Consider the following 17,149-nt stretch of genomic DNA (forward strand, 5'->3'; position numbering starts at 1 on the left):
CGGCGGCAGAGAAGCAGCGACAGGCCGGTTTGCCGGCGCCGCTGCGCGTTCGTTTTTGTCCGCGGCCGAGTGCGTGCTGTCGCCGGCGGCACGCGCCGAACGTGTGCCGTCGGCCGGCGGACATGACGATGCGTCCGGTCCCGCGATCGGGACCGGACGCACCGTCGAGCAGATCAGCGGCGGTCGCCCAGCCGGTCCATGATGGTCCGGGCGAGCTGCGGGACGTGCTCCCGCATCACCGAGAAGTGGTCACCGGCCATCCGGTGGACCTCCACGTCGGCCGTCAACTCCCGCCAGCGCGCCAGGTACTCGGTGAAGCTCTGCCCGGCGTCGACGACCTCGTGCTCGCCCTGCGCGAGCTCGTCACTCACGATCAGGTGCAGCCGTCCGGCATGGTGGCGATGCTGGTACGTCATCATCATCTCCATCACCTCCGCCCACATCCGCGCCGCAGGGAGCCACATGTCTCCCGCGCCACGCTCGGGCAGGGTGATGCCGTCGTCCCCGACGAAGTCGTCGACCAGGTGCTCCAGCAGCCCGATGGTCTCCAGGCGCAGCCGCGAGGTGTCCTCGTCCGGCGCCGCGCCGGCGAGCTTCTCCAGGTTGGCGACGCACTTCTTGATCAGCCCGAACTCGTCCCAGAGGTGCTGCTTCTCGCTACAGTCCAGCGCCGGGTCCAGCAGGATGAAGGTGACGTCCTCGCCGTCGGCGGTCAGCCGGTGCACGACCTCGCTGGCCACCCCGCTTCCGCCGCACCAGCTGAAGATCCGGTACGGGCCCTGTGGCACGGCCTCGCGCAGCTCGGCGACGTACCGGGCCGCCATGTCGGCCGTGGCCGGCACCTTCCCCGAGTCGCCCTGCAGTCCGGGCCATTCGAAGGCGACCACCGGGAGGTCCGGGTCGAGATGCACGACCAGACGCTGGTACCAGTGCGCGCTGCCGCCACCGGGGTGGATGCAGACCAGTGGCGCCCGGTCGCCGGCACGATTGAGCCAGAGCAGGGCCTGGGTCGGCAGCTCCCCGCTGTCGATCGACTCGGCGAGCGCCTCGACGGTGCGGTGGGTCAGGAAGGACCGGACGGGCACCTCGATGCCGTGCCGCTGCCGCAGCATCGCGATCATCCGCAGGATCAGCAGCGAGTGCCCGCCGAGGTCGAAGAAGTCGTCGTGCCGGCCCACCCTCGGCAGCCCGAACACTTCCGCCCAGAGGTCCGCCACCACCCGCTCGGCCGGGGTGCGGGGCGCACTGAACTCCCGGGTCCGGCTGGCCGCCACCGGCAACGGCAGCGCCACCCGGTCGACCTTGCCGCTCGCGTTCAGGGGGAGCTGATCCAGCCGTACCCACGCGGTCGGCACCAGGAAGTCGGGGACCCGCCGACGCATCAGGTCGCCGAGCCGGGCCGGGTCGTCAGGTCCGTCGGCGTCCAGGACCACGTACCCGACAAGCTGTTTGACCCCGTCGGAGCCCTGGTGCGCTGCGGCCGCCGCGGTCCGGACCGACGGCAGCTCGGCGAGCGCCGCCTCCACCTCGCCCAGTTCCACCCGGTGCCCGCGGATCTTCACCTGGTGGTCCTGCCGACCGATGTAGTGGAGGGTGCCGTCGGGGTTCTGCCGGACGATGTCCCCCGTGCGGTACAGCCGCGCCCCCGGTTCGGTGGCGGACGGGTCCGGTACGAAGCGTTCCGCGGTCAGGTCAGGGCGGCCCTGGTAGCCGCGGACCACGCCGGGGCCGCCGAGCAGCAGTTCCCCCGGCACACCGAACGGGACCGGGTTGAGATCGTGGTCCACGACCTGGACCCGGGTGTGTGAGACCGGGACGCCGATCGGAATGGAGTGCTCGGTTTCCAGCAGGGAGACCCGGGGGTGCACGGTGGCGAATGTGGTGCCCTCGGTCGGGCCGTACCCGTTGCCGACCGGTACGCCGAGTTCGAGCGCCTTGCGTACGTGCGGCGGGGAGAGCGCCTCGCCGCCGACCAGCAGGTGCCGGACCGCCGTCAGCGCCTCGGGCCGGACGTCCACGATGGTGTTGAACAGGCCGGAGGTCAGCCACAGCACGGTGACCCCGTGCCGGCGCAGCAGTTCCTCGAGCTCGGCCGCGGTGGGGGCGCCCGGTGGGCAGACGGCCAGCCGGGCGCCGGTGCAGAGCGCGCCCCAGATCTCGAACGTGGAGACGTCGAAGGCGAGCGCGCTGAGCAGCAGCAGCGTCTGCTCCTCGTCGAGGGTCGTGTAGTTCGGGTCCTGCAGCAGCCGGACCACTCCGCGGTGCGGCACCAGCACACCCTTGGGCCGGCCGGTCGAGCCCGAGGTGTAGGTGACGTAGGCCAGGTTGTCCGGCGACAGCCGCACGTCGGGGGTGTCGGTCCGCCGGTCGGCCAGCGACCGCCAGGCCGGGTCCAGCACGATGGTGGTGAGTTCGGCGTCCGCCGCGAAGCGGTGCGCCTGGTCCGGTTGGGTGAGCAGCACCCGGGCCCCGGCATCGTCCAGGATGTACCCGACCCGGGAGTCCGGGTACTTCGGGTCCAGCGGCAGATAGCAGCCGCCGGCCTTCAGGACGCCGAGCAGGGCGGGGACCACGTCGAGGCCACGGTCCAGGCACACCCCGACCGGCGTGTCGGGGCCCACCCCGTGCTCGCGCAGTGCCCAGGCCAGCTGGTTGGCCCGGGCGTCCAGCTCGCGGTAGGTCAGGCGCTGCTCGCCGAACTCGACCGCCACCGCGTCCGGCCGGGCCGCGACCTGGGCGGCGAACAGGTCGGTGACGCAGACCTCGGGCGGCGTACGCCAGGTCGGCGCCGGTACGCTGAGCCGCTCCGCCGAGGTGGAGCCCAGCTCGACGGGGTTCGCGCCGCCGTCGGCGACCATCGCCTCCAGCAGTTCGAGGTAGGTCGCGCCAAGCGCGTCGAGGCGTTCCCGGGTGGCCCAGCCGGCCCGGCACTCCAGCCGCACCTCGCCGGGGAAGGTCAGCACGTTGAGGTTGAACTCGTTCGGGCTGTCGTCGACGATCGTGCCGAACGCCTCCTGCTGGTCGTCGAGGACGTGGAAGTCGAGGTAGGAGAAGATCACGTCGATCAGCGGCGTGCCGCCGCCCCACTCGCGTTGGATCGCGGGTAGCGGGTACCGCCGGTGCGGCCACAGCGCCAACTCCTCGTCGTACACGGCCCGCAGCAGCTCCCGCCAGGACGGCGCCCGCAGGTCCACCGCGAACGGCAGCGTGTTGAGGTGCATGCCGAGCACCTCGTCGCCGCGCAGCAGTTCGGGGCGGCCGTTGCAGACCAGTCCGCCGAAGAACCGGCGTTGCCCGGTGATGATCCCGAGCATCGCGAGGTGGGCGGTGTGCAGCACGGTCTTGAGCGACGTGCGGGTCCGCGCGACGAGGTCGCGCACGGCGGGCTCCAGGTGCCGCCAGGACACCCGCAGCTCCTCGACCTTGCCGTAGCCGGCCGGGGCGGTGTCCGACGGCAGCCGCAGCCGGTCGAAACCGCACACCCGGTCCCGCCAGAACTCCTGGTCCGCCGCGTCGGCGAGGGACCGGCGCTCCAGCGCGATGAAGTCGGCGTACCGGGCCTCGGGCGCGCCGCCGGGCCCGTCGGTCTCGCCGTCGCGGATCGCCCGGTACGTCGCGCGCAGCTGGCCGATCAGCGAATGGTGGCTCCAGCCGTCGAGGATGGCGTGGCATTCGGTGTGGGTCAGCACCCAGTCTCGTTCGCCGGTCCGGTGCACGTGCCAGCGCAGCTGTGGGGCGTGTGCCACGTCCACCGGGCTGGTCCGCATGGTGTCCCGGTACTCGGCGATCACCGCCTGTTGTTCGGCCTCGGGCAGTGCGCGCAGGTCGTCGTAGCCGATCTCGGCCCGGGCGGTCGCGTGCACGAGCTGCATCGGCTCCGAGTACCCGGACATGTCGAACGCGGTTCGTAGGATCTCGTGTCGGTCGACCAGCTGCTGCCCGGCCGCGCGGAGCGCGGTCAGCGAGAACGGGCCGTCGTCGGTGATCGGGAAGCTGGTGACGTTCTGGTACGCCGGGTGTTCGGTGTCGGCGAGCATCTCGTAGACCATGCCGGCCTGCACCTGACCCATCGGGTAGGCGTCGACCAATCCGTCCGGCAGCCGGTCCCGGTCGGCCGGGGTGAGCTGCGTGAACCGGCCGACGAGGGCTTCCTCTGCGGCGGCGTCCGCCCGGCCGGCCGCCGTCGCCAGCTCGGCCGGGGTCTGGTGGGTGAAGATGTCCTGGACCGACAGGTTCAGCCCGGCAGCGCGCAGCCGGCCGATCGCCCGGATCGCCCGGATCGAGTCGCCACCCAGATCGAAGAAGCGGTCATGCACGCCGATCCGGTCGATGCCCAGGGCTGCGGTGAGCGCGTCGGCCACGCTCCGCTCCAGCTCGGTGCGGGGGGCGACGTACGCGCCGGCCACGGCGGTCCGGCCCTTCTCGGGTGCCGGCAGCGCGGCGCGGTCGAGCTTGCCGCTGCTGGTGAGCGGCAGCGCGGCCAGTGGCACCCAGTGGCTCGGGACCATCGCCTCGGGCAGCCGGTCGCGCAGGAACGACACCACGGCGGTCACGTCGACCTCGGCGTCGGCCCCGGCGACGAGATACCCGACCAGCTGCCCGTCGTGCACGGCGACCGCGGCCGCGGCCAGGCCGGGCAGCTCCCCCAGCACCGCCTCGACCTCGCCGAGTTCGATCCGGTGGCCGCGGATCTTCACCTGGCGGTCGAGCCGGCCGAGGTACTCGATGCTGCCGTCCGGCCGGTACCGGGCGCGGTCGCCGGTGCGGTACAACCGCTCGCCGGCCCGCCGGTCGAACGGGTCGGGGACGAATCGGTCAGCGGTCAGCTCGGGCCGGTTGAGATAGCCCCGGGCCAGCTGCACCCCGCCGAGCAGCAGCTCACCGGGAACCCCGATCGGGACCGGCCGCAGGGCGTCGTCGACGATGTAGCTGCGGGTGTTGGCGATCGGTCGGCCGATCGTCACCGGCGTGCCCGGTACGCAGCGCGCTGCGGTGACGTCGACCGCCGCCTCGGTGGGGCCGTACAGGTTGTGCAGCTCGCACCCGATCCGCTCGTGCACGGCCTCGGCCAGGTCGGCGGGGAGCGCCTCGCCGCTGCAGATCATCCGGCGCAGCGACGACAGCGCGGGGTGCGGCTCGGCGAGGAACGCCCGCAGCATGGTGGGTACGAAGTGGACGGTGGTGATCCGCGCGCTGGTGATCAGGTCGGCCAGGTAGCTCGGGTCGCGGTGACCGCCGGGGCGGGCCAGCACCAGCGTGGCCCCGGTGATCAGGGGCCAGAAGAACTCCCACACCGAGACGTCGAAGCCGTACGGGGTCTTCTGCAGCACCCGGTCGGTCGGGTCCAGCCGGTACGCGTCCTGCATCCAGTGCAGTCGGTTGACGATCGCCCGGTGCGGGACCACAACCCCCTTGGGCCGACCGGTCGACCCCGATGTGTAGATCACGTATGCGGGATGGTCCGGGCCCGGCGCGGCGCCGGGATTGCCGGCCGACCCGCCGTCGGCGGGGAACCGGTCGGTCTCGTCGAGCACGATGGTGGCCCCGGCGTCCGCGCACATGTACGCCAGCCGGTCGGCCGGGTTGTCCGGATCGAGCGGCAGGTACGCGCCGCCCGCCTTGAGGATGGCCAGCAGCGCCACCACCAGCTCCGGGCTCCGCTCCCGGCGGACGCCGACGACCGACTCCGGCCCCACCCCGGCCTTGATCAGCTGGTGCGCGAGCCGGTTGGCCCGGATGTTCAGCTCGGCGTAGGTGACGGCCTCGGCACCGAACAGGACCGCGACCGCGTCCGGGGTCTCCGTCACCTGCCGCTCGAACAGCTCCGGCAGGGTGTCCGACGGATAGTCGACCGCCGTGTCGTTCCACTCCTCCAGCACCCGCCGGCGCTCGGCCGCGGGGAGCACGGACAATCGGCTGACCGGCGTCTCCGGTGCGTCCGCGAGGCCGCTGACCAGCTCGACGAACTGGGCGGCGAACCGCTCGGCGGTCTCCCGGTCGAACAGTGCGGTGGCGTAGTTCACCGCGCCGGCCAGTGACCCGTCCGGCCGGTCGGCCACGGCGACCGTCAGGTCGAACTTGGCATCGCTCTCCCCGACCGGCAGCGGCTCGGCGCGCAGCCCGCCGAAGCGCCGTTGCGGCGCGGCGCCAGCGCCGTCCCAGAGGAACATGGTGGAGAACAGCGGGGTCCGGGCCGGGTCGCGCTCCGGGGCCAGCTCCTCCACCAGCCGCTCGAACGGCAGCTCCTGATGGGCGTACGCGTCCAGCGCCGTCTCCTTGACCCGCCGCAGCACCTCCGCGAACGACGGGTCGCCGGAGAGGTCGGTACGCAGCACCAGGGTGTTGAGGAACAAGCCGATCAGGTCCTGCACCTCGGCCCGGTCCCGGCCGGCCACCGGGGTGCCGACCGTCACGTCGGTCTGTCCGGCGTGCCGGCCGAGCAGGATCGTGTACGCGGCGAGCAGCGCCATGAACGGCGTCGCGCCGGCCTGGCGGGCGAGTCGGGTCAGCCGGCCGGCGACGGGCGCGGGCACCACGAACGGGACCTTCCCGCCCGCGCTGTCCCGCACCGCCGGGCGCGGCCGGTCGGCCGGCAGCTCCAGCGGGCCCGCCCCGGCCAGTTTCCCGCGCCAGTAGGCGAGCTGCCGGTCCAGGGCGACGCCGGACATCGCCGTACGCTGCCACGCGGCGAAGTCCGCGTACTGGACCGGCAGCGGGTGCAGGGTGGCCGCCTCGCCGACCAGCGCGGCGGCGTACCGGCGCTCCAGCTCGCGCCAGAGCAGCTGCTCCGACCACTCGTCGAACGCGATGTGGTGCAGGGTCACCAGGAGCGCGTACTCCTCGTCCGCCAGCCGGGCCAGCGTGGCGGTGAGAACCGGACCGGCCGCCAGGTCGACCGGGTGGCGGTCGTGGCTGGTCCAGCCGACGAGCCGGACGTCCTGCGCCGCCCGGTCGAGGTCGCGCAGGTCCACCTCGGCCAACGCGACCGGGCCCGGATCGTCGACCACCTGGACCGGTTCGTCGTCGACCACGACGTACCGGGTGCGCAGCACCTCGTGCCGGGCCACCACCCCGTCCAGCGCGGTACGCAGCGCGCCGGTGTCGAGCGGGCCGGACAACCGCAGCCCGGTGGTCATCAGGTACTCGGTGCCGCCGCCGCGCAGCTGTTCGAGAATCCACAGCCGGCGCTGCGCGAACGACACCGCGAGCGGGCCGGGACGCGGTGCGCGTCGGATGCTGTTGTCGGGGGCGACCGTCACATCGCCGCGCAGCCGCCGTCGGAGCAGCTCCGCGCGAAGGTCGGTCCGGGCGAGGGCTTCAGTCATCACACACCTTCTCGTGAGAGCAGCTCGCGCAGCTGCGCGTCGGTCATCCCGTCGAGCTCCGCCGCGATGTGCTCGGTCGTCACCGCGGCCAGGTCGGCCACGGTCGTCGCCTCGAACAGGCAGCGCAGCGGAAGTTCGGTCACGAAGGCCTGGCGCAGCCGGGCCAGGACCCGGGTGGCCAGCAGCGAATGGCCGCCGAGTCCGAAGAAGTCGTCGTGCACCCCGACCCGGTCGACGCCGAGCACGTCGGCCCAGATCCTGGCGATGATCTCCTCGGTCGGGTCGCGGGGGGCGACGTACTCCCGGGCGCCGTCGAGCTGGGACGGGGTGAGGGCGGGTAGCGCGGCGCGGTCGACCTTCTTGTTCGAGTTCAACGGCAGGGCCGGCACCGTCGCCCAGACCGACGGGACCATGTAGTCGGGCAGCAGCTCCCGCAGGTGCGCGCGCAGCGCGGCGATGTCGGGCTGGGTGTCGGTCCCGCACTCCAGGTAGGCGACGAGCCGCTTGTCCCCCGGGGCCACCTCCCTGGCCACCACGGCCGCCGCGGCGACTGCGGGGTGTTTGGCCAGCGCGGCCTCGATCTCCGGCAACTCGATCCGGAAGCCACGGATCTTCACCTGGTGGTCGAGCCGGCCGAGGAACTCGACCGTGCCGTCCGGCCGGTACCGGACGAGGTCGCCGGTGCGGTAGAGCCGCGCGCCCGGCTCGGTCCCGAACGGGTCGGGGACGAACCGCTCGGCGGTCAGTTCGGGTCGCTCGTGGTAGCCGCGGGCCAGCCGTACGCCGCCGATGCACAGTTCGCCCGGCACCCCGACCGGGAGCGGGCGGAGCTGGGCGTCCAGCACGTGCACCCGGGTGCCGGCAACCGGTCGACCGATGTGCAGCGTCGCCGTGCCGCGTTCGCCGGCGAGGTCGCCCGCCACCGGGTTGAGCATGCAGGTGATGGTGGCCTCGGTCGGTCCGTAGTTGCACAGGAACCGGCCGGGCAGCCCGGTCGCCGCCCACCGCTGGGCGTCCGCGACGGTGACCACGTCGGCGCCGACGTTCATCAGCCTCATCCCGGCGAGCTTGTCCACGTCGGACTCGAGCATCTCCCGGTAGTAGGCAGGGGTGATCTCCATGATCGTGACGCCGTACCGGGACAGCTTGGCCGGCAGCTCGGCGGGCAGCCAGAAGACCGGGTCGCTGACCACGAGCGTGGCGCCGGCGACCAGGGTCACCGCGATCTGGTCCATCGCCAGGTCGAAGGTGAGCGCCGAGAGCAGCACCACCCGCTCACCCGGGCCGATGCCGTACGCGTCGGCGATCACCCGGCAGTGGTGGGCGTACGACCGATGCTGGATCATCACGCCCTTCGGCCGGCCGGTCGACCCGGAGGTGTAGATGATGTAGGCGAGGTTGTCCGGCCGCGCCACGGCGCCGAGGTTGGTCGACGGCATCCCGGCGACGGAGTCCTCGTCGTCGGCCAACAGCACCCGTCGGCCGGGCTGCCGTACCCGGTCGGCGAAGCTCCGGGTGGTCACCACCGTGTGCGCCCCGGCGTCGGCCAGCATGTAGTCGAGCCGTTCCGCCGGGTGCTCCGGGTCGAACGGCACGTACACACCGCCGGCCTTGAGCACGGCGAGCAGCACGACGACCGGTTCGACGCCCCGTTCCAGGCACGAGCCGACGACGGTTTCCGGCCCGACGCCGACCGCCCGGAGCCGGTGCGCCAGCCGGTTGGCCCGCGCGTTGAGTTCGGCGAAGCTGATCTCCTGGTCCTGGAAGACCACGGCGGTCGCCGCCGGGGTGCGGGCCACCGCCCGCTCGAACAGCTCCGGCACGCAGAGGTGCCGCTCGGCGGGTGGATCGAGCGCGTCCAGCCGGTCCGCCGCCGGGTTCGGCCAATCGCGCAGGATCGTGTGCCGCTCGGCGGCGGAGAGCAGGTCGAGCTCGTCCAGCCGGCGGTCCGGATCGGCCCCGACGCGCTCCAGCAACCGCAGGTAGTGGCCGGCGAGGCGCTCGATCGTCGACCGGTCGAACAGCGCGGTCGCGTACTCGAACCGGCAGCGCAGTCCGCCCTCGGCGGGCTTGCGGATCGAGAGCGTGAGGTCGAACCTCGCCACCTGGGGGCCGCTGTGGATCGGTACCGCGGCGCACCCGGCGATGGTCGGGGGCAGCAGCCCGGCGGTGTGCTGCACCTGGAACATGATCTGGAACAGCGGGTTGCGGGACATGTCGCGGCTGGGCTGCAGGGCGTCGACCAGGTGCTCGAACGGCACGTCCTGGTTGGCGAACGCCTCGACCGTGCCACGCCGTACCCGCTCGACCAGGCTGGTGAAGGTCGGGTTCCCGCCCAGGTCGGCGCGCATGACCAGGTTGTTGACGAAGAAGCCGACCAGATGCTCGGTCTCCGGCCGGCTCCGCCCGGCCACCGGGGTGCCGACCGCGACGTCGGTACGCCCGGTGTATCGGCCGAGCAGGACGTCGAACGCGGCCAGCAGCACCATGAACGGGGTCGCGCCGGTACGCGCGCCGAGCTTGTCCAACGCCGTGGCGACCGCCGCCGGCACCTCGACGACCACCGCGTCACCGTGCGGGTCGCGCTCGGCCGGGCGGGGCCGGTCGGCGGTCAGCTCGACCGGGGTGAGGCCGGCGAGTCGGCCGCGCCAGTATTCGAGCTGCTCGGCGAAGACGCCCTCGGACTCCCGGTCCCGTTGCCAGGCGGCGAAGTCAGCGTACTGGACCGGCAGCGGCCGCGCCGGTGGCGCGGCGGCCGACCGGCTCACGTCGTACGCCTCGTTCAGCTCACGCAGGAAGATCTCCATCGACCAGGCGTCGAAGGCGATGTGGTGCAGGGTGATCGTGACCAGGTGCTCCTCGGCGGCCGTACGCGCCACGGTCACCCGCAGCGGGTGCTCGCGGGCCAGGTCGAACGGGCGGGAGCTGGCCGCGTCGATGATCGCCACGGCCCGCGGCTCGGCATCCGGGGTGCCCGCCAGGTCCACCACGTCGAACGCGACGTCGCCGGGCGGGTCCACAATCTGCGACGGCGTGCCGCCCACACCGACGTAGCGGGTGCGCAGCACCTCGTGCCGGGCGACGACCTGGGTCACCGCGCGCCGCAGCGCCCCGGTGTCCAACGGGCCGCTGAACCGGAACGCCAGCGGGATCAGGTACTCGGAACTCCCGGGCTCAAGCTGGTCGAGGAACCACAGCCGCCGCTGGCCGAACGAGGTGGGCAGCGCACCGTCCCGGGCGACGGGGACGATCTCCGGCCCGTCGCTCGGCGCCGTGCTGGCGTCGATCAGGGCGGCGATCCTGGCCACCGTCCGTCCCTCGAAGAGCGCGCCGACGGTCAGCTCCATGCCGAAGCCGCGACGCAGCCGGTGGGCGAGCCTGATGGCGAGCAGCGAGTGTCCGCCGAGGGCGAAGAAGTCGTCCTCGGCGCCGACCCGCTCCACCCCGACCAGCTCGCCGATGATCGTGGCGACCGCCTGCTCCGTCGGGGTACGCGGCCGGACGTGGCCCGGGTCGTCGGCGCGTGCGCCGCCTTCCGGGGCCGGCAGCTTCGCCCGGTCGAGCTTGCCGTTCGGCAGCGTCGGGAAGGCGTCGAGCACGACCACGGTCGAGGGGATCATCGCGGCCGGCAGCCGAGCGTCGAGGTGGTCCCGCAGCGTCTCGCCGGACACCTCGGCTCCGTCGGCCGGCACCACGTAGGCCACCAGCTCCAGGTCGCCGACGGCGCCCCGGTGGGTGGTGACCACGGCGGCGGCGACCGACGGGTGGGCGGCCAGCACGGCCTCGACCTCGCCCGGCTCGACCCGGACGCCACGCACCTTGACCTGCGCATCGAGCCGGCCGACGAACTCCAACGTCCCGTCGGCGCGCCACCGGGCCAGGTCGCCGGTGCGGTACCAGCGCGCGCCCGGGGTGGCGGCGTACGGGTGCGGGGTGAACCGCTCGGCGGTGAGGTCGCCGCGGCCGAGGTAGCCCCGCGCGAGACCGGCACCGCCGACACACAGCTCACCCGGCACCCCGACCGGCACGAGCTGGTCGTCGGCGTCGACGACGAACACCTCGACGTTGGGCAGCGCGGCGCCGATCGGGACGACGCCCTCCGGCCCACCGCGCCGGTACCGCCACGCGGTCGAGTCGATCGAACACTCGGTCGGGCCGTACGTGTTGTAAAGCTCCACGTCGCGCACGTCGAGCAGGCGCTCGGCCAGGGCGGCCGGCAGCGGCTCCCCGGCCGAGCAGACCAGCCGCAGCGCGGTGCAGTCGGCCAGCTCCGGCTCGTTGACGACCAACTGGAGGACGGACGGTACGAGTTGGAGCACGGTGACCTCGTGCTCGGCGGCGGCCCGGACCAGCACGGCCGGGTCGCGGTGCGCGTCCCGGGGCGCCATGACCACGGCGCCGCCGGAGACCAGCGGCGCCAGGAACTCCCAGACCGAGGCGTCGAAGCCGGTGGTCGTCTTCTGCAACACCCGGTCCGCGCGGGTCAGCCCCTGCGCCTCGACCGCCCACCGCACCCGGTTGCGGATCCCACCGTGGGTCACCGCGACACCCTTCGGGCGGCCGGTGGAGCCGGAGGTGTACATGACGTACGCCGCCTGCGCGGCGTCGATCGCGATCGCTGCCGCCGGCGCGGACCGGACGATCTCGTCCCACCGCTCGTCGACCGCCACCGCGACGGGCCCATCCGCGGGCAGCCGGTCGCGCGACGCCGCCTCGGTGAGCACCAGCTCGACCCCGGAGTCGGCGAGCATGAACTCCAGCCGCTCGGCCGGCAGGTCAGGCGGCAGTGGGACGTAGACCCCGCCGGCGGCGAGCGTGCCGAGCAGGGCCACGACCAGGTCGGTGCCGCGGCCCATGGCCACCCCGACCGGTGTCTCGGCGGTGACGCCCCGGTCGCGCAGGAAGCCGGCCAGTCGGTCCACCCTCGACACCAGCTCGGCGTAGCTCAACCGGGCGGTGCCCGAGACGACGGCGACGGCGTCCGGGGTGGCCGTGGCCTGCGCCCGGAACAGGTCCGGGAGCGCGGCGTCCGGCACCTCGGTGGCCGGCGGGTTCCAGCCGAGCACTCGCTCCCGCTCCGCCTCGGTGACCGTCACCACCCGGCTCAGCGGGGCGTCCGGCTGGGCCGCCACGTTCGTCAGCAGCTCCAGGTAGTTCGCGACCATCCGCTCGATCCGCTCGCGGTCGAACAGCGCCGTCGGGTACAGCATCCGGGCGTTCCACCAGCCGCCCGCCTTCTCCGCCAGGTTCAGCGACAGGTCGAACGTGGCGTCCATCGAGTACAGCGGCAGCGGCTCGACGTCGAGGCCGGGCAGGTCGAGCGTCTCGCCCTGGGCGTTGTGCACCATGAACGCGGCCTGGAACAGCGGATTGCGGGACATGTCGCGGTCCGGCACCAGCTCGGCGACCAGCCGCTGGAGCGGGACGTCCTGACGGGCGAACGCCGCCAGCGTGGTGTCGCGGGTACGGGCCAGCAGCTCGGCGAAGGTGGGGTCGCCGGAGAGGTCGGTACGCAGCACCACCGTGTGGAACAGCGGCCCCACCACCTGCGCCAGTTCGGACCGGTGACGCCCGGTCATCGACGCTCCGACGTTGATGTCGTACCGGCCCGAGTAGCGGCTGAGCAGCAGGTTGAACGCGGCCAGGAACACCATGAACGGCGTCGCCCGGGACGCCCGCCCGACGGCGACGAGCCGGGCCGCCAGCTCGGCGGGAACGGCGATGTCCACGGTGTCGCCGGTCGGGTCCCAGCTGGCCGGACGCGGATGGTCCGCCGGCAGGTCCAGCGGCTCCAGCGCGGCGAGCCGGTCACGCCAGTAGTCGAGCTTGCGGGTCAACGCCGGATCGGGCGCGGCCCAGCGTTCCCGCTGCCGCTGGGCGTAGTCGGCGTACTGGCCGGGCAGCGGTTCCGGCAGTGCCGCCTCGCCCGCGACGTACGCGCCGTACAGCAGGCGCAGGTCCCGGGACACGATGCCGAGCGACGTGTTGTCGAAGGCGATGTGGTGGACGACGATCAGCAGGATCGCGTCGTCCGGGGCGAGCAGCACGAGCGAGAGCCGCCAGGGGGCCGTAGCGAGGTCCACGGGGCTGCTCACCTCGGTCACGCCGAAGTCGCGTACCCGGCGGTCCCGCTCGCCCGGCGGGCACCCGGTCAGGTCGACGACCCTGAGGTCAACCGGTGCCGGCTCACCGACGATCTGCACCGGCCGGCCGTCGACCGTCTCGTACCGGGTACGCAGCACCGAGTGCCGGGCGGTGACCTCGGTCAGCGCGGCCGTCAGCGCGGCCCGGTCCACCGGGCCGCGCAGCCGGAACGCCGCGTGCATGAGGTACTCCCGAGCCCCGGAGCGAAGCTGGTCGAGAAACCACAACTGTTCCTGTTCGAAGGAGAGCGGGTAGTGGCCGCTGACTTCCATCGATTGCCTCCCGAGGCATGACGGGGATCGGGGTCGAGGCGGCGCCGCCCGGTGGACGGCCACCGCGCCCGGAAATGTGCGGTCCGGCCTAGGCGAAGACCTGGGCGCCCGACGGCAGGAAGTCGTCCAGCCGGGTGCCCAGGCCACGAACCACCGCCTCGCGCCGGACCAGGTCGGCCACGGCCAGGTCCAGGCAGCCCAGGCCGAACGGGGAGAAGACGATCGGGCGCTGCTCGTCCGTCACGTACGGCACGTCGGAGACGAGGATCTCGCCCAGGGACGACGCGATGAAGTCCCGGCTGCCCGTCTCCTGCTCCGCCAGGTGCAGCGACGTCGCCGCCCGGCACACGTGGTCGGCGTCGTCCACGATGTTCACGCTGGACCGCACCGACGCCACGGTGAGGTCGCGCAGCGAGAGGTGCAGCAGCAGCGTCCCCGGACGGCAGTGCGCGGTGTCGAGGTGGGGGACGGTCGCCGTCGTGGCCAGCGAGACAAGTCGCTGTGCGGCCAGGGCGTCCGCCGGCTGCTCCACCACGTCGACCGCGAGCGTGGGCCACGCCGACCGCGCCTTCGTCGCGAAGGACTCCGACCGCCCCCGGTCCAGGTCGTACACCGTCGCCGTGTCGAGTGAAGGGAACACCGCCCGGAGATACCGCAGCACCTCGAAGTTGATCAGCCCGCAGCCGACCAGCGACACCCCGGTCGACGGGTTGACCGACAGCAGGGTCGACGCGGCCAGGGCCGCGCTCGCCGCCGTGCGTTTGGCGGAGATCGCCGACGCCTCAAGAAGCGCCTCGGGCACGCCGGTCCGCATCGAGTTCAGGATGATCGCCGCCGACGCGCGGTCCAGCCCCTGGGCCACGTTGTCGGGGAAGGACGACACCCACTTCACCCCGGCCACCGCGGTCCCGCTGCCCAGGTACGCCGGCAGCGCGATGATCCGGTTCCGGGTGTCGGCCGGGAAGCGCAGGAACACCGAGTGGGGCACCGATGTCCGGCCCAGCGCGTGCAGTTCGTAGGACTCACGGACCGCGGCCAGCACCCGCTGCTCCGCGCCGTCGAGGACGGAGCGGACGTCGCCGGCTCCCAGAATCAACATGATGCCGCCTCCAACTGGGGCTTGCTCCACAGGTGGGACACGTCGCCGAAGTGCCGCTCGACCCAGTCGTCGTCGTAGATCGTGTCCAGGTAGCGGTCGCCGCGGTCCGGGAAGACCAGGACGCAGGTCGAGCCCGGGGGAATGCGGTCGCGCATGCTCTGCATCGCCGACACCACGGCGCCGGACGAGCCGCCGGCGATGATCGCCTCGCGGACCGCGAGGCGCCGGCAACCCACCACCGCCTCGAGATCGTCGACGTGAACCACGACGTCGGCCAGGTCCTCGCCGTAGAGGGCCGGACGGATCGAGGCGCCGTGGCCGGGGATCAGCCGTCCGCCGATCGGTGGGCTGAAGATCGCGCTGCCCAGCGCGTCGACGGCGACGAGGGTCACCGGCAGCCGGTGCGTCCGGATGTACTCGGCGCAGCCCCGCAGCGTGCCGCAGGAACTCGTGGCGCAGAACAGGAAATCCGGTTCCGGCAACGCGGTGAGGATCTCCCGCATGGTGTTGCGATGCGCCCGCGGATTCAGCGGGTTCGCGTACTGGTTGGGGCAGTACGCATGGTCGAGCGCCGCGACGAGCTCGCGGACGCGGCGGATCCGCACCGGCAGGTACTCACCGGTGACCGGATCGGCGTCGGTGACCACTTCCACCTCGGCGCCCAGGGCGCGCATGATGGCGATGTTCTGTCGGTTGGTCCTCGGATCGACCACGCAGATGAAGCGGATCCCGTGGTAGCCGCACACCTGGGCGAGGCCGATGCCGAGGTTGCCCGAACTTGACTCGACGACCACGGAGCGGCCCGGCACGAGACGGCCGTCGCGAATCCGCTCGCGCAGCATCTCCAACGCGGCGCGGTCCTTGATGCTGCCGCCGGGGTTGTGCGACTCCAGCTTGGCGTAGGTCCGGAAGGTGTTGGTCGGGTCGAGTTTGGTCAGCTCGACGAGCGGTGTCGCCCCGATGGTCGCGAGCACGCCGGGAACAGGGAGTCCTGCAACGGCCATAGGGCTGCTCCTCGCATCGCGTCGGCTCGGGTACTCTGTGCTTCAGGAGCGTGCCGCTCAGTGGCGGCCGGCCGCAGAGGAGAACATGCAGAACCGTGCGCGCCCGCACGTCTACCGGATGTTCTCTCGCTGCCGGCCGGGTCCTCGGCCACTGTCGATGGATGAGCATTGTCACGTCCGTTCAGCCCACGGCACCGCTGCCGGACACCGAGCCGTCGCTCCCCTACGTCATCCCCGCGGCCACCCCGGGCATGTCGGCGACCACGTTCCTCGCCGGCGCCCGCGACATGGTCCGGCGGCGGCTGCACGAGCACGCCGCGGTCCTGCTCCGTGGCTTCCAGGTCGGCGGCGTCGACGGGTTCGACCGCGTCGTGCGCGCGGTCTCCGGCGAACCGTTGACCTACGCCGAGCGGTCATCGCCGCGCAGCACCATCAAGGGCCAGGTCTACACGTCCACCGACTACCCGCCGGCCGAGGAGATCTTCCTGCACAACGAGAACTCCTACCAGGCGACCTGGCCGCTGACGTTGTTCTTCTACTGCATCACCCCGCCCGAGACCCGGGGGGCCACGCCGCTCGCCGACACCCGACGGATCCTGAGCCTGATCGACCCGACGGTACGTGCGGAGTTCACCCGGCGCGGCTGGACTGTGGTCCGCAACTTCACGCCGGGCTTCGGCGTGCCGTGGCAGCAGGCGTTCAACACCGACGACCGGGCCGCGGTCGCGGCGTACTGCGCCCGCAACGGCATCGAGGTCGAGTGGGTGGGCCGCGACGGGCTGCGTACCACGGCCCGCCGGCGAGCGGTGCACGAGCACCCGGTGACCGGCGAGCCGGTGTGGTTCAACCACCTCGCCTTCTTCCACGTGACCACGCTGGCCGAGGAGGTCTGCGAGGGGCTGCGGGAGATGTACGACGAGGCGGACCTGCCGACCAACACGTACTACGGCGACGGCACCCCGGTGCCCGACGAGGTCATGGCGCATCTGCGGGACTGTTACCGCGCCGCCCAGCGCCGCTTCGATTGGCAGCGTGACGACGTCCTGATCGTCGACAACATGCTCGCCGCGCACGGCCGGGAGCCGTTCACCGGCCCCCGCAAGATCGCTGTGGCGATGGCCGAGCCCTCGTCTCCCGCGTGACGCCGGCCGCCTCCGCCGCCGGCGCCGTCCAACGTGGTGCCCGCCCCGCCGGGTGCCTGCCCGGCGGGGTCGCGCCGAAGCGGCCCGGCGTGCCAGGATAGGCGGCCGATCGCCGCTCGACGGGGGAATCTTTGCGCCAGTCAGTCACGACGCCGGGCGCCCT

At 72.8% G+C, this 17,149-nt stretch carries 5 protein-coding genes; 1 reads left to right on the plus strand and 4 read right to left on the minus strand.

Annotated elements, in window-relative coordinates; genetic code table 11:
* Positions 1–173: 173 nt before the first annotated feature.
* The 4 genes from AB0C02_RS24375 to sbnA all read right to left on the minus strand — a co-directional run bounded on the left by AB0C02_RS24375 (position 174) and on the right by sbnA (position 15,844).
* A complete protein-coding gene (locus tag AB0C02_RS24375; protein ID WP_357551111.1) occupies positions 174–7,325 on the minus strand; it encodes an amino acid adenylation domain-containing protein in 7,152 nt (2,383 codons plus the stop codon).
* Entirely contained in the window at positions 7,325–13,741 is a 6,417-nt protein-coding gene (locus AB0C02_RS24380; protein WP_357551112.1) for an amino acid adenylation domain-containing protein, read from the minus strand. The genes AB0C02_RS24375 and AB0C02_RS24380 overlap by 1 nt, the downstream gene beginning before the upstream one ends.
* 88 nt (positions 13,742–13,829) lie before the next feature.
* A complete protein-coding gene (sbnB, locus tag AB0C02_RS24385) occupies positions 13,830–14,840 on the minus strand; it encodes a 2,3-diaminopropionate biosynthesis protein SbnB (protein WP_357551113.1) in 1,011 nt (336 codons plus the stop codon).
* Positions 14,834–15,844: a 2,3-diaminopropionate biosynthesis protein SbnA gene (gene sbnA, locus AB0C02_RS24390; RefSeq protein WP_357551114.1), complete on the minus strand. Its 1,011-nt coding sequence runs from the start codon at positions 15,842–15,844 to the stop codon at positions 14,834–14,836. The genes sbnB and sbnA overlap by 7 nt, the downstream gene beginning before the upstream one ends.
* Positions 15,845–16,005: 161 nt before the next feature.
* Between sbnA and AB0C02_RS24395 the strand changes: the two genes are divergently transcribed.
* Entirely contained in the window at positions 16,006–16,986 is a 981-nt protein-coding gene (locus AB0C02_RS24395) for a TauD/TfdA family dioxygenase (protein WP_357551115.1), read from the plus strand.
* Positions 16,987–17,149 lie beyond the last annotated feature (163 nt).

Source organism: Micromonospora sp. NPDC048999, assembly GCF_040649295.1.
GTDB lineage: Bacteria > Actinomycetota > Actinomycetes > Mycobacteriales > Micromonosporaceae > Micromonospora.

What these genes read in the sequence shown, in the direction of transcription:
- AB0C02_RS24395 (WP_357551115.1), top strand. Translation starts at nt 16,006, where the DNA reads ATGAGCATTGTCACGTCCGTTCAGCCCACGGCACCGCTGCCGGACACC.
- AB0C02_RS24380 (WP_357551112.1), bottom strand. Translation starts at nt 13,741, where the DNA reads ATGGAAGTCAGCGGCCACTACCCGCTCTCCTTCGAACAGGAACAGTTG.
- sbnA (WP_357551114.1), bottom strand. Translation starts at nt 15,844, where the DNA reads ATGGCCGTTGCAGGACTCCCTGTTCCCGGCGTGCTCGCGACCATCGGG.
- AB0C02_RS24375 (WP_357551111.1), bottom strand. Translation starts at nt 7,325, where the DNA reads ATGACTGAAGCCCTCGCCCGGACCGACCTTCGCGCGGAGCTGCTCCGA.
- sbnB (WP_357551113.1), bottom strand. Translation starts at nt 14,840, where the DNA reads ATGTTGATTCTGGGAGCCGGCGACGTCCGCTCCGTCCTCGACGGCGCG.